The organism is Thiofilum flexile DSM 14609 (assembly GCF_000380185.1).
GTDB classification, from domain to species: domain Bacteria; phylum Pseudomonadota; class Gammaproteobacteria; order Thiotrichales; family Thiotrichaceae; genus Thiofilum; species Thiofilum flexile.
In genome coordinates this window covers 38,099-51,801 of the sequence record NZ_KB904769.1, presented here as the reverse complement: position 1 = coordinate 51,801, position 13,703 = coordinate 38,099, and the positions used below count along the sequence as shown (strand labels likewise).

Sequence of the window (13,703 nt, the reverse complement as noted above, 5' to 3'; positions counted from 1 at the left end):
CCGCTCATGCCACCCATTCCGGACATACCGCCCATGCCTGACATGCCGCTCATGCCACCCATTCCGGACATACCGCCCATGCCTGACATGCCACCCATGCCTGACATACCGCCCATGCCTGACATACCGCTCATGCCACCCATTCCGGACATACCGCTCATGCCACCCATTCCGGACATTCCGCCCATGCCTGACATACCGCTCATGCCACCCATTCCGGACATTCCGCCCATGCCTGACATGCCGCTCATGCCATCCATACCTTGCATGCCGCTCATGCCTGACATACCGCCCATGCCTGACATTCCAGACATACCGCCCATGCCTGACATTCCAGACATACCGCCCATGCCTGACATACCGCTCATGCCACCCATTCCGGACATACCACCCATTCCGGACATACCGCCCATGCCTGACATACCACTCATGCCACCCATGCCACCCATGCCTGACATGCCACCCATGCCTGACATACCACTCATGCCACCCATGCCACCCATGCCACCCATGCCTGACATGCCACCCATGCCTGACATACCACTCATGCCACCCATTCCGGACATACCGCTCATGCCGCCCATGCCTGACATACCGCTCATGCCACCCATTCCGGACATACCGCTCATGCCACCCATTCCGGACATGCCGCTCATGCCTGCTTGAGCAGGTGCCCATCTAATGCATACCATGCCAGCTTGACCACCCATGCCTGACATACCTTGCATGCCACTCATACCGGACATACCACCCATGCCTGACATGCCTTGCATACCACTCATACCGGACATGCCACCCATGCCTGACATACCCTGCATACCACTCATGCCTGACATACCTTGTTGATCAGCAAAGGTGACAGGAGCAAATAACATAGTACTTACGACCAAAGGTAATACTTTTTTTAATAAAGTCTTCATAAATCTCTCCTAAAAAAAATGGGGTAACAGCGAGTTTAAGTGGTTGAAAAAATTACTTAGAATGCCAACCACGTAAATCGTAGGGATGCGTCATGCCGGGATGATTAAAAGGGGTAAACCAATTACCTTGGTCTTCCAGAAATTTCAGCGAATGAGGATAAGGAGACTCGACGCCATAAAGAGCGTGCTGATACCAATCAGCATTTTTCTGTACCTCAGTGAGTACAGGTGCTTGATCAGGGCGATGAGAGGGTTGAGTACCTGCAATATAATCATAGCCCTCAGCCTGTGCTACCGAGCCTGATGTTATGCCCACTAACAGCACTACCCACATGAAAGAACGCATCGGCATAATTCTCATCCTCTTAATGACATGAACGCTTACATACACCGCTACACTGCACTAACCATGCCAGAAAGGATAAGCTCTCTTAAGCCAATGATATTTATTAAAAAATAGCTTTTACCTAATCTTTATTTATTTTAAATCATTATTTTTATACTGCCATTTTGGCATATCAATACTGCCAAAATGGCATAGAACCATAAATCCAAGACAAAATGTCATATTTAGCAGTATACTCAGAGATTATGTGTGGCTTTATACGTGGAATAACACGTCCTATGATTCAATTATCTGCTACCTCCCAACCCATACCCTCCTCTGCGTTGAGCCGACAATTCATTGTGTTTTTGCTCAGTATTTTGATCGGGGTATCGAGCATTTTTCTGATTTTATTTTCTTACTTTTATTATGCTCAACTCACTGAGGAACGCGCCCGTGCCTCGGTTTCGGTTAGCTTATTGCTTAAGTCTTCTCTTGAGCGAGCGATGCTGCGTCGTGACTTAGTGGGTTTACAGGAAATGATTTCCGAGTTAGGTACTCAAAAAGGTATTAAGGGGGTCATGGTTCTAAACCCCCAAGGAGAAGTACGCTTTGCCTCAGACATGCGCCTAATTGGTCAACAACAAGCCCAAATCATTCAACACTTTTGCCCACAGTGCAGCGCTCAGCAATTACCTTTAGAGCCGATTAGCCACTTTATTACCACACCCGATCATGATCCACGCCTACGCACGTTTCATCCAGTACGTAATAAGCCGGCTTGTTTAGGTTGTCATGGCACTATCGACCAGCACCCTGTGAATGGCATTTTAGTGGTAGATCATGAGATCAGTGCGCTGCAGCAACACAATTGGCAAACCCTCTTATTTCTCATGGTTGCAGGCTTCACGACCCTAGCCTTAAGTGCTGGAGCTACTTGGTGGTTTATGCGCCGCTATGTCTTGGCACCTATTCAACAATTACATCAAGCCAGCGCCTCACTCTCACAGGGTAATCTACAAGCACGTGTTGCGGTGCAGGGTCATAATGAACTATCACATCTAGGTAAAACCTTTAATCAAATGGCAGAGCATTTACAAGCCAGCCATAATCAATTACAAGACCGCGAGCAGTTCTTACAAGGCCTTATTGATGGTGTACCGGATGGGGTACGAGTGATTGATCAAGATTACAAAATCATTATTGCGAATCAGGCTTATGCTCAACAGACAGGTTATTGTGATGCTAAAGTACTACGCCAACAGTGTTGCTATGCTATTACCTATCAACGTGATACACCTTGCCCCTCTTCCTTACGAACCTGCCCGCTAGAAACATTAAATGATGAACAGGCTAGTCTAAAATTTATTGAAACCATTCAGCGCCCCGACCATACCCTGCTCCATACCGAAGTCTATGCCGCGCGCCTATCGCCCCCTGCTCATAATCTTGAGGCTAAATGGGTTGTTGAAGCGGTGCGCGATTTAGATCAAGCGGTACATTACTCTCATGAGCAAAAGCTTTCGGCACTAGGCGAATTAGCAGCGGGAGTGGCGCATGAAATTCATAATCCACTGGCCTCGGTGCGTATTGCCTTACAAGCCAGCGACACCCTACTCAATCAAACCCCAACTATTGCTCAAACTGCCACTGAATTAGAGTTACTGGAATTAAAAGACTATCTGCGTCTGGTCGATGAGCAGGTGGAGCAATGCTTAAGTGTGACGCATCGCCTAATGAAGCTTGGTACTTTATCGAGTAATCACATTGAGCTAGTGGAGGTGAATAGCGTCATTACTGAAACACTATCGTTATTACGTTTTGAGCGCGAGCAACAGCATATTGAGCAAGTGCTTGATCTCTGCCCCCAACGGGCACGGATTTTGGCAGCAGATAATGATCTACGGATGATTATTTTAAATTTAGTACAAAACGCCTTTCATGCCATGCCACAAGGAGGCGTACTCACACTACGCACCCAAATCATTAATGACATGGTACAAATTGAAGTACAAGACACCGGGGTCGGGGTCAGTGCCGAGATTGTACCGCATATTTTTGATCCCTTTTTCAGTCGACGGGTGGGGCAAACGGGTTCTGGCTTGGGCTTGACCATTGTACGCAGCCTAATGACCCAACACCATGGCACTATTCAACTTCTAGCACACCAAGCAGGTCACACTATCTTTCGTCTGACGTTTCCAGATGCTGATCAAGCTGTACAGGAGCACTGATTGATGTTACCGCTATTACTCGTCATTGACGATGACACCACCTTAAATCGGTTGATTGTGGGGCAACTGAATAAAATGGGTTATGGCGCAATGGGAGTTCACTCGTGGGCAGAGGCACAAGTTTACCTACAACAACATGATCCGCATTTAATTTTACTCGACTGCCAACTACCCGATGCCCGTGGGACGGATTTATTGCCTCTCCTCATACCCGATTATCCGGTCATTATTCTAACCGCCTATGGCAATGTAAAAGATGCGGTGAATGCCATGCGAGCCGGAGCAGCTGAGTATCTATTAAAACCCATTAATATTGAAGAGCTAGAGCTAGTCATTCGTAAAACACTAGACACGCATAATATGCGTAAAGAGTTTCTCTATCTAAAAGAGCACGTGACTAAGCCGCACTCCTTTATGATTGGCAATAGCCCGGCCTTGAAAGAGGTCGAGAAAATGATTAGCGCAGTCGCCCCTAGTATGATGACAGTGCTGATTCAAGGCGAGAGCGGAGTGGGCAAAGAATTAGTGGCACGAGAAGTACACGAACGTAGCCAAGTTGCTAAACAAGGCTATGTAGCCCTAGATTGTTGCACTATGCAGGAAAACCTGTTTGAGTCTGAGTTATTTGGGCATGAAAAAGGCGCATTTACGGGAGCAGATCGGCAAAAAAAGGGACTGATTGAAAGTGCCGAAGGTGGCACCCTATTTCTTGATGAGATTGGTGAAATTACCCCCGCGATTCAAGCCAAACTATTGCGCGTGTTAGAAACGGGGCGCTTTCGGCGTTTGGGTGGAACCCGCGATTTAAGTGCTAATGTGCGTATCGTGGCTGCGACTAATCGGGATTTACTCAGTATGTCGCAAGAGGGAACTTTTCGCCCCGATCTGTTTTATCGCCTCAATGCGTTTATTATTTATGTCCCTCCGCTACGCGAGCGCAAAAACGATATCCTCACCCTTGTTATGCATTTTATTCAAAACCATGACTTTTCACGGCGGGTGAATAAGCATCTAAGCAAAGCTGCTCTCGATAAACTCATGGAATACTCATGGCCTGGCAATATTCGAGAGCTTAAAAATATGGTGGAACGTGCCATTATTTTATCCGGCAATGCTGAGCAGATTCAGCCAGAGCACTTCACCCTCAGCCCAGAACCCAACGCCCATAATGCGCCGAGCCGTAAAGGCTTTTATCTCTCTTTTGATGAAATACCTACCCTAGAGGTAGTTGAAAAACAATACGTCAATCTACTGCTGGATCAATATCAAGGCCATCGCGGTAAAGTCGCGCGCGCAATGAATATTAGTGAGCGTAATGTGTATCGACTCATAAAAAAATACGAAACGCTTTAGTATCACTATTCCCCTTCTAGCTCACATTATGACCTCACCCTGTTAGCGCCCCCGCTCAGGTTAGGCTTTTCTTTTCCCCTGCCTTTCTCACTTGTATTACTACCACAATAGCGTTGTATTTGAGCCACATGGTTTTGCTGTAATATTAGCTTTAAAAAAGTTTTTGTTAACAAAAACACATTTTTTCTTCCATTTAGAGAGAAAAATGGTATTCTCAACTAGAGGATTGTCAACAATAAAATAGGCACCTTAATAAATGAGCACCAAACCGTTAGATGAGGAAAGAACACTATCCGACCGTGCGTCGTTGCGCTTAACACAGGCCATTATCACCGGAGAGCTCAGGCAAGGCCAAAAACTCTGTGAAACCGACTTAGCCACTCGTTATGGCATTAGTCGCGGCCCTTTACGTGAGGCACTACGTCACTTAGAAGGAATACGTCTAGTTCAACGCATCCCCCATGCTGGAGCGCGGGTGGTTAAACTGGATAAAGCCAAAATGGGCGAAATGTATCGCGTGCGTGAAGCATTAGAAGGCATAGCGTGCCGGTTGGCTGCTGAGAATATGAATGATGGCGAAATTCGCTTGTTATATGAATTGTTAGATCGTCATGAACAGCAAATTACCGCCAGTGATAGTACACAATATATACAAAATGAAAGCGACTTCGACTTTCATTACCACATAGCTCTAGGCAGTCGCAATCAAATGTTGATTGATCTACTCGCCCATGAGCTTTACCACCTGTTACGCATGTGCCGCTATCGCACTAGCCGTATGGCACAGCGTACCAGACCCGCACTACAGCAGCATCGCCAGATTGCAGAGGCTATCGCTAACCGCGATGGTGAACTCGCAGAACTCCTTATGCGCCGCCATATTAGTGGTGCATGGAAAAGTATTAGTGAACTGATGGATGAGGAAGAACAAAAGCCATGACACAGAAACTTACTCCGGGTCAAAAATTACGCCAAGCGGTCGTTGAAAATAACCCCTTACAAGTGGTGGGTGCAGTCACTGCTAATAGTGCAATTATTGCTGAGAAGGTAGGACATAAAGCCTTATATCTATCCGGTGGCGGTGTAGCAGCGTCCTCCTTGGGGATTCCCGATCTGGGCATTACTACTCTGCATGATGTGGTGGAAGATATTAAACGTATCACTGCTGTGACTACCCTACCCCTATTAGTCGATATCGATACGGGTTGGGGTGGAGCCTTTAATATTGCGCGTGCTACCCGTGAAGTCGCTCAAGCAGGGGCAGCGGGTTTTCACATTGAAGACCAAGTGATGCAAAAACGCTGCGGTCATCGCCCGAATAAAGCCATCGTCAGCCTTGAAGAAATGGTTGACCGTGTTAAGGCTGCCGTAGATGCACGCACCGATCCTAGCTTTGTGATTATGGCTCGTACTGACGCTTTAGCAGTGGAAGGTATGCAATCTGCCATTGACCGCGCGATGGCTTGTGTGGAAGCCGGTGCGGATATGATTTTCCCAGAGGCGATGAATAAATTAGAGCAATATGCTCAATTTACTAAAGCGGTTAATGTTCCGGTACTAGCTAATATTACCGAGTTTGGCGCTACCCCACTGTATACCACGGAAGAACTTTCCAGTGTGGGTGTAAAGCTGGTGCTCTATCCGCTCTCTGCCTTCCGTGCTATGGCTAAAGCCGCTGAAAATGTTTATACCCATATCTTAAAAGATGGCTCACAAAAGAATGTGGTCGATACCATGCAAACCCGTATGGAACTATACGACACCATCGGCTATCACGCTTACGAGCAAAAACTCGATGCATTATTCGCTAAACAGGGCGCGGAATAAGGAGTAAAGTTAAATGCTTGAACAAGTGCTACCTAAAACTAAAAAATCAGTTGCCTTATCGGGTATTGCCGCAGGTAATACAGCTATTTGTACAGTCGGACGGACGGGTAATGATCTGCATTATCGGGGCTATGATATTCTCGACTTTGCTGAAAAAGCCGAATTTGAAGAAATTGCCCATTTGCTGATTCATGGTGTATTACCAAATGCTGCGCAATTAAAAGCCTATAAAGCCAAATTAAAATCCATGCGCGGCTTACCCCTAGCGGTAAAACAAGCGATGGAAGCCTTACCACCTTCTGCTCATCCGATGGATGTCATGCGTACCGGCTGCTCCGTATTGGGTACATGTTTACCCGAAAAAGAAGATCATCCGGTCGCTGAAACCCGTTTGATATTAGATCGTTTGGTTGCCAGTTTCGGTTCTATGTTGCTGTATTGGTATCATTTTGCGGTCAATGGTAAACGTATTGATGTTGAGACCGATGATGACTCAGTAGGTGGGCACTTCCTGCATTTATTACATGGTAAAACGCCTAAAGAATCGTGGGTACGCGCCATGCATACCTCGTTGATTTTGTATGCTGAGCATGAATTTAATGCCTCTACCTTTACCTCACGGGTGATTGCGGGTACTAATTCAGACGTTTACTCTTGTATTACCGGCGCTATTGGTGCGTTACGCGGCTCCAAACACGGGGGCGCGAATGAAGTTGCTTTCCGTATTCAAAGCCGTTATTTCACTCCCGATCAGGCTGAAGCCGATATCCGTGAGCGTGTAGCACGTAAAGAAGTGATTATTGGTTTCGGTCATCCAGTCTATACCATTGCCGACCCGCGCAATGAAGTGATTAAGCGTGTTGCTAAACAACTGTCTGATGAAAACAGTGATTTGACCATGTTCAATGTTGCTGCCCGTTTAGAAACGGTCATGCAAGAAATCAAAAGCATGTTCCCGAATCTTGATTGGTATTCAGCAGTGTCCTATAACCAAATGGGTGTACCTACCGATATGTTCACGCCTCTATTTGTAATTGCCCGTACTAGTGGCTGGGGGGCGCATGTGATTGAGCAACGTGAAGACGGGAAAATTATTCGTCCTAGTGCTCATTACACAGGGCCTGAGGGCTTGACTTGGACTCCACTAGAACAACGCGCTTAATAGGGGATATGCTGAACCATGAATACTGAATACCGTAAAAATCTTCCCGGTACTCAACTGGATTATTTCGATACCCGTGCTGCGGTAGAAGCGATCCAGCCGGGCAGCTATGACAAGCTACCTTATACCTCGCGTGTCCTAGCCGAACAATTAGTACGCCGTTGTGAGCCAGCCGCTTTAACTGATTCACTCAAGCAATTAATTGAAGGCAAACAAGATCTAGATTTCCCGTGGTATCCCGCTCGTGTAGTCTGCCATGATATTTTAGGTCAAACCGCCTTAGTCGATCTTGCAGGCTTACGGGATGCGATTGCCGATCAAGGGGGCAACCCTGCGCTGGTTAATCCGGTCGTACCTACGCAATTGATTGTTGACCACTCCTTAGCAGTAGAGTTTGGTGGCTTTGACCCAGACGCTTTCCGCAAAAATCGTGAAGTAGAAGATCGTCGTAATGAAGACCGTTTTCACTTTATTGAGTGGACCAAAACCGCCTTCAAAAATGTGGATGTAATCCCTGCGGGGAATGGCATTATGCACCAAATCAATTTGGAGAAAATGTCTCCGGTGATTCAGGTGCGTGAGGGTATCGCCTTCCCAGATACTTGTGTCGGTACTGACTCGCATACGCCACATGTGGATGCTTTAGGTGTTATCGCCATTGGTGTCGGTGGTTTAGAAGCCGAAACTGTGATGCTCGGTCATCCTTCCATGATGCGCCTACCCGATATCGTAGGGGTAAAACTCACCGGCAAACGTCAACCGGGTATTACAGCTACCGATATCGTCTTAGCACTCACTGAGTTCTTACGTAAAGAGCGTGTAGTCGGTGCCTATGTAGAGTTCTTTGGTGATGGTGCAGATAGCCTCTCGATTGGTGATCGCGCGACTATTTCTAATATGTGCCCTGAGTATGGCGCTACGGCTGCGATGTTCTATATTGATGGTCAAACCATTGACTATCTGAAACTCACCGGCCGTGAACCTGAGCAAGTGAAGCTCGTAGAAAACTATGCGAAAACCACCGGACTCTGGGCTGATGCACTCAAAACAGCACAATATCCACGGGTACTAGAGTTTGATCTCTCTACCGTAGTGCGTAATATGGCAGGTCCTTCTAATCCGCATAAACGTCTACCGACCTCCGCTTTACAAGAGCGTGGTATTGCAGATGAGGCGAAACTACACGCGGCTAAAGCTGAAGAGGCTGAAGGTTTATTACCTGATGGCGCGGTGATTATTGCGGCGATTACCTCTTGCACCAATACCTCTAACCCACGCAATGTGGTTGCAGCAGGCTTATTGGCGAAAAAGGCTAATGAATTAGGTTTAGTACGCAAACCTTGGGTAAAAACCTCGTTTGCCCCCGGCTCTAAAGTCGCTGAGCTATACCTCAAAGAAGCTAGTTTATTAGGTGATTTAGAGAAGTTAGGCTTTGGGATTGTGGCCTTTGCTTGTACGACTTGTAATGGTATGTCAGGCGCACTCGATCCTAAAATCCAACAAGAAATCATTGAACGTGATCTGTATACGACAGCCGTGCTATCCGGTAATCGTAACTTTGATGGTCGTATTCATCCTTATGCTAAACAAGCGTTTTTAGCTTCGCCCCCTCTAGTCGTCGCCTATGCGATTGCAGGTACAGTGCGTTTAGACATTGAACAAGACGCACTCGGCAAAGATAAAAACGGTAAGCCTATTACCTTAAAAGACATTTGGCCTTCTGATGAAGAAATTGATGCCATCGTAGCTAAGTTTGTTAGACCTGAGCAATTCAAACAGGTTTACATTCCGATGTTCGATTTAGGCAAAGCAGAAGAAGCGGCGAGTCCTTTATACGATTGGCGTCCTCAGTCTACCTATATCCGTCGCCCCCCTTACTGGGAAGGTGCCTTAGCCGGTGAGCGTACTTTAAAAGGGATGCGCCCCCTCGCGGTATTGCCTGACAATATCACCACCGATCACTTATCACCCTCCAATGCTATTCTACTCAATAGTGCTGCGGGTGAGTATTTGGCGAAAATGGGCTTACCCGAAGAGGACTTTAACTCTTACGCCACCCACCGTGGTGATCACTTAACCGCACAACGCGCTACCTTTGCTAATCCCCAATTAGTCAATGAAATGGCAGTAGTGGATGGTCAAGTCAAGAAAGGTTCCCTAGCACGTGTTGAGCCAGATGGCAAAGTCATGCGCATGTGGGAAGCGATTGAAACCTATATGAATCGCAAACAACCGCTGATCATTATTGCCGGAGCTGACTACGGTCAAGGCTCAAGCCGTGACTGGGCTGCTAAAGGCGTCCGTTTAGCGGGAGTTGAGGCGATTGTGGCGGAAGGTTTTGAGCGCATTCATCGTACTAACTTAGTTGGTATGGGTGTATTACCACTGGAATTTAAAGCCGGTGAAACCCGTAAAACCTATAACATTGATGGTACAGAAACCTTTGATGTCGAAGGCGAAATTGCACCTCGGACTGATTTAACCGTTGTTATGCATCGTAAAAATGGTGAAACCGTGCGTATTCCGGTGAAATGCCGCCTAGATACCGCAGCGGAAGTCCGTGTGTATAAAGCCGGTGGTGTCTTACAACGCTTTGCCCAAGACTTCTTGGAATCAAACGCAGCTTAGGCTTGATGTGTTCTCACCCCTGCTCCTTTCCCGCACTGGGAAAGGAGCAATAGCTCTCTGAAACCCTCATATCCTACATAGGAGAGACCGTTGGGGTGAGGGATTTACCCAATTTGATGAGACAAAACCATGTCTACTATTCCTCAAGTAAAAATCCCCGCCACTTATATGCGCGGCGGAACTAGTAAGGGCGTCTTTTTCCGTCTTGAAGACCTACCCGTCGCTGCTCAAGTGCCCGGCAAAGCACGCGACAAACTCTTTCAGCGCGTCATTGGTAGTCCAGACCCTTATGCAGCTCATACTGACGGTATGGGAGGTGCGACCTCTAGCACCAGTAAGTGCGTGATCTTATCTAAAAGTACCCGTCCCGATCATGATGTAGATTATCTATACGGACAGATTTCGATTGATAAGGATTTTGTCGATTGGAGTGGTAACTGCGGTAATTTATCCACAGGTGCAGGAGCCTTTGCTATTCATGCAGGCTATGTCGATCCAGCACGGATTCCAGACAATGGCGTGTGTACTGTACGCATTTGGCAAGCCAATATTGGTAAAACCATTATTGCCCATGTACCGATTAGCAATAGACAAGTGCAAGAAACCGGTGATTTTGAACTCGATGGTGTCACCTTCCCAGCGGCTGAGATTGTATTAGAGTTTCTCGACCCCTCGGATGAAGGTGAAGAAGGTGGAAGCCTGTTCCCTACGGGTAATCTAGTCGATCAACTAGAAGTACCCGGCATAGGCACCTTCCCCGCCACAATGATTACAGCGGGTATCCCCACGGTATTTGTGAATGCCGCTGATATTGGTTATACCGGTACAGAGTTACGTGAGGCTATCAATAGTGACCCACAGGCCTTAGCGCGTTTTGAGCAAATCCGTATTGCAGGCGCGTTACGCATGGGATTAATCAAAACCCCAGAAGAGGCCGCCACACGTCAACATACCCCTAAAATTGCCTTTATAGCCCCCGCGAAAACTTATAAATCGGCTAGTGGTAAAGAAGTATCGGCTTCTGAAGTGGATTTATTAGTGCGTGCGCTCTCTATGGGCAAATTACACCACGCCATGATGGGTACGGCAGCCGTAGCCATTGGTACAGCGGCAGCGATTCCGGGCACTTTAGTGAATCAAGCGGCCGGTGGTATTGAACGTCAAGCAGTACGCTTTGGTCATCCTTCTGGCACTTTGCGAGTAGGAGCTGAAGCGACGTTGGAAAACGGTGAATGGAAAGTCACCAAGGCGATTATGAGTCGTAGTGCTCGTATCTTAATGGAAGGCTTTGTGCGCGTTCCGGGTGACAGTTTTTAATTGATAGCAGGAGGAGATGAAGATGAGTTACCAAGCTGAATATCAACGATCTATGAACGATCCTGAGGGCTTTTGGCGTGAAAAAGCCCAAGCCTTGCCTTGGTTTAAATTTCCTGAAACGATTTTGTCGCAAGACAAAGATGGTATCTATCATTGGTTTGAGGATGGTGAATTAAACACCTCCTATATGGCCTTAGATTATCACATTGAGCAAGGTCGTGGCGATCAACTCGCTATGATCTATGACTCACCCGTGACCAATACCAAAACCACCTACACCTATAACCAATTACGCGATGAAGTCGCTAAAGCTGCCGGCATGCTCGCGGGTCTTGGTGTCACTAAAGGTGATCGTGTCATTGTCTATATGCCCATGATTCCAGAGGCATTGATTTCTATGCTAGCGGTGGCACGCTTAGGTGCAATTCACTCGGTGGTATTTGGTGGCTTTGCGGCTCCCGAATTAGCAGTACGTATTGAAGATGCCCAGCCTAAAGTCATGATTTCCGCCTCTTGTGGTGTGGAAATCAAGCGGGTGATTGAGTACAAACCACTACTCGACAAAGCGATTAATCTCTCTAGTCATAAGCCACAAAGCTGTATTATTTTCCAACGTCCTGAAGCGACCGCGTCACTCATCGAAGGTCGGGATTATGACTGGAAAACCTTAATGGCTGAGGCTAAGCCTGTTGCCCCCGTTCCAGTTAAAGGTACAGACCCGCTCTATATCCTCTATACCTCCGGCACAACGGGTAAACCTAAAGGTGTGGTACGGGAAAATGGTGGTCATGCGGTCGCACTGAATTACAGTATGGATGCCATTTATAACCTCAAAGCGGGTGATGTATTCTGGGCAGCTTCCGATGTGGGTTGGGTGGTAGGTCACTCCTATATCGTATACGCCCCACTCTTACACGGTTGCACCACAATTGTGTATGAAGGTAAACCCATTATGACCCCTGATGCGGGTGCCTTCTGGCGGGTATGCTCTGAGTATGGTGTCAAAGCTTTATTCACAGCCCCTACCGCCTTCCGCGCGATCAAAAAAGAAGATCCCGAAGGTGCCTTCCTCAAGCAATATGATTTGAGCAAACTTACCAATATCTTCTCAGCGGGTGAGCGTCTCGATCCACCTTCTCAACAGTGGTTAATGGATATGAGTGGTAAGCCAGTGATTGATCACTGGTGGCAAACCGAAACAGGTTGGGGCATTACCGCCAATCTGCAAGGGATTGAACCGATGCCGATTAAGCTAGGCTCTTCTACTGTACCGACCCCCGGCTTTAATGTACGCATTCTGGATGAGTCAGGACAAGAATTACCACGCGGACAACAAGGCTATATCGCACTGAAACTCCCCCTGCCTCCTAGCTGTTTAGCCACCGTTTGGGGTAATGTTGAAAAATTCAAAGAAAGCTATCTGTCTATGTTTGAAGGCTATTATGCCTCAGGCGACGGTGGCTATATCGATGAAGACGGCTATGTGTTCGTTATGGGGCGCGTGGATGACGTTATGAACGTGGCAGGCCATCGTTTATCTACTGGCGAAATGGAAGAGGTAGTAGGTAGCCATCCTGCGGTCGCAGAATGTGCGGTCATTGCGCGTGATGACGATCTTAAAGGTCAAATCCCAATTGGTTTAGTGGTACTCAAAACTGGTGTGCAAATCGATGAGGCTGAGTTTAACAAAGAACTAGCCCAAATGATCCGTGCGTCGATTGGTGCGATTGCTTGCTATAAAGATACTTACATTGTGCAACGCCTGCCGAAAACGCGCTCAGGTAAGATTTTGCGTAAAAACTTACGTCAAATGATCAATGGTCAGGAATATATTGTTCCATCAACTATTGATGATCCTGCCATTATGCCAGAGTTAGAGACACTGCTAAAAAGCCGTGGTGCTACGGTCTAATTCACAGTCAGGGCAATCCGAGTGA

Annotated in this window: 10 protein-coding genes; 8 read left to right on the top strand and 2 right to left on the bottom strand. The window is 47.2% G+C overall.

Annotation, left to right across the window (positions count from 1 at the left end; genetic code table 11):
- A partial coding sequence (locus A3IK_RS21560) for a hypothetical protein (protein WP_211209433.1) occupies positions 1–890 on the bottom strand: 890 nt, incomplete at its 3' end.
- Positions 891–972: 82 nt separating this feature from the next.
- Positions 973–1,272, bottom strand: a complete 300-nt coding sequence (locus tag A3IK_RS0109980; protein ID WP_020559844.1) for a hypothetical protein — start codon at positions 1,270–1,272, stop codon at positions 973–975.
- A gap of 272 nt (positions 1,273–1,544) precedes the next feature.
- Here A3IK_RS0109980 and A3IK_RS0109975 point away from each other — a divergent pair, with 272 nt between their 5' ends.
- From A3IK_RS0109975 to A3IK_RS0109940, 8 genes are all read left to right on the top strand, one after another.
- A complete protein-coding gene (locus tag A3IK_RS0109975; RefSeq protein WP_020559843.1) occupies positions 1,545–3,479 on the top strand; it encodes a sensor histidine kinase in 1,935 nt (644 codons plus the stop codon).
- A gap of 3 nt (positions 3,480–3,482) precedes the next feature.
- A complete protein-coding gene (locus tag A3IK_RS0109970; RefSeq protein ID WP_020559842.1) occupies positions 3,483–4,832 on the top strand; it encodes a sigma-54-dependent transcriptional regulator in 1,350 nt (449 codons plus the stop codon).
- A gap of 256 nt (positions 4,833–5,088) precedes the next feature.
- Positions 5,089–5,772, top strand: coding sequence for a GntR family transcriptional regulator (locus tag A3IK_RS0109965; RefSeq protein WP_020559841.1), 684 nt, complete (start codon positions 5,089–5,091; stop codon positions 5,770–5,772).
- On the top strand, positions 5,769–6,659 hold the full coding sequence (gene prpB, locus A3IK_RS0109960) for a methylisocitrate lyase (protein ID WP_020559840.1): 891 nt from the start codon (positions 5,769–5,771) through the stop codon (positions 6,657–6,659). The genes A3IK_RS0109965 and prpB overlap by 4 nt, the downstream gene beginning before the upstream one ends.
- Before the next feature lie 13 nt (positions 6,660–6,672).
- The gene (prpC, locus tag A3IK_RS0109955) at positions 6,673–7,821 is read left to right on the top strand and encodes a bifunctional 2-methylcitrate synthase/citrate synthase (protein WP_020559839.1); all 1,149 of its coding nucleotides are present in this window, start codon (positions 6,673–6,675) and stop codon (positions 7,819–7,821) included.
- Positions 7,822–7,839: 18 nt separating this feature from the next.
- Complete coding sequence (acnD, locus tag A3IK_RS0109950) at positions 7,840–10,449, top strand: Fe/S-dependent 2-methylisocitrate dehydratase AcnD (protein WP_020559838.1); 2,610 nt, start codon at positions 7,840–7,842, stop codon at positions 10,447–10,449.
- Between the two features lie 129 nt (positions 10,450–10,578).
- Positions 10,579–11,766 (top strand): 2-methylaconitate cis-trans isomerase PrpF, encoded by a 1,188-nt coding sequence (gene prpF, locus A3IK_RS0109945; protein ID WP_020559837.1) that lies wholly within the window; start codon positions 10,579–10,581, stop codon positions 11,764–11,766.
- A 22-nt stretch (positions 11,767–11,788) separates the two neighbouring features.
- Positions 11,789–13,678 carry a propionyl-CoA synthetase gene (locus tag A3IK_RS0109940; RefSeq protein ID WP_020559836.1) on the top strand — a complete coding sequence of 630 codons (1,890 nt, stop codon included), beginning with the start codon at positions 11,789–11,791 and terminating at the stop codon, positions 13,676–13,678.
- Positions 13,679–13,703 lie beyond the last annotated feature (25 nt).

Bases quoted from the DNA above. Each gene is read 5' to 3' on its own strand.
- prpC (WP_020559839.1), top strand. From the start codon at position 6,673: ATGCTTGAACAAGTGCTACCTAAAACTAAAAAATCAGTTGCCTTATCG.
- A3IK_RS0109940 (WP_020559836.1), top strand. From the start codon at position 11,789: ATGAGTTACCAAGCTGAATATCAACGATCTATGAACGATCCTGAGGGC.
- prpF (WP_020559837.1), top strand. From the start codon at position 10,579: ATGTCTACTATTCCTCAAGTAAAAATCCCCGCCACTTATATGCGCGGC.
- A3IK_RS0109975 (WP_020559843.1), top strand. From the start codon at position 1,545: ATGATTCAATTATCTGCTACCTCCCAACCCATACCCTCCTCTGCGTTG.
- acnD (WP_020559838.1), top strand. From the start codon at position 7,840: ATGAATACTGAATACCGTAAAAATCTTCCCGGTACTCAACTGGATTAT.
- A3IK_RS0109970 (WP_020559842.1), top strand. From the start codon at position 3,483: ATGTTACCGCTATTACTCGTCATTGACGATGACACCACCTTAAATCGG.
- A3IK_RS0109980 (WP_020559844.1), bottom strand. From the start codon at position 1,272: ATGCCGATGCGTTCTTTCATGTGGGTAGTGCTGTTAGTGGGCATAACA.
- A3IK_RS0109965 (WP_020559841.1), top strand. From the start codon at position 5,089: ATGAGCACCAAACCGTTAGATGAGGAAAGAACACTATCCGACCGTGCG.
- prpB (WP_020559840.1), top strand. From the start codon at position 5,769: ATGACACAGAAACTTACTCCGGGTCAAAAATTACGCCAAGCGGTCGTT.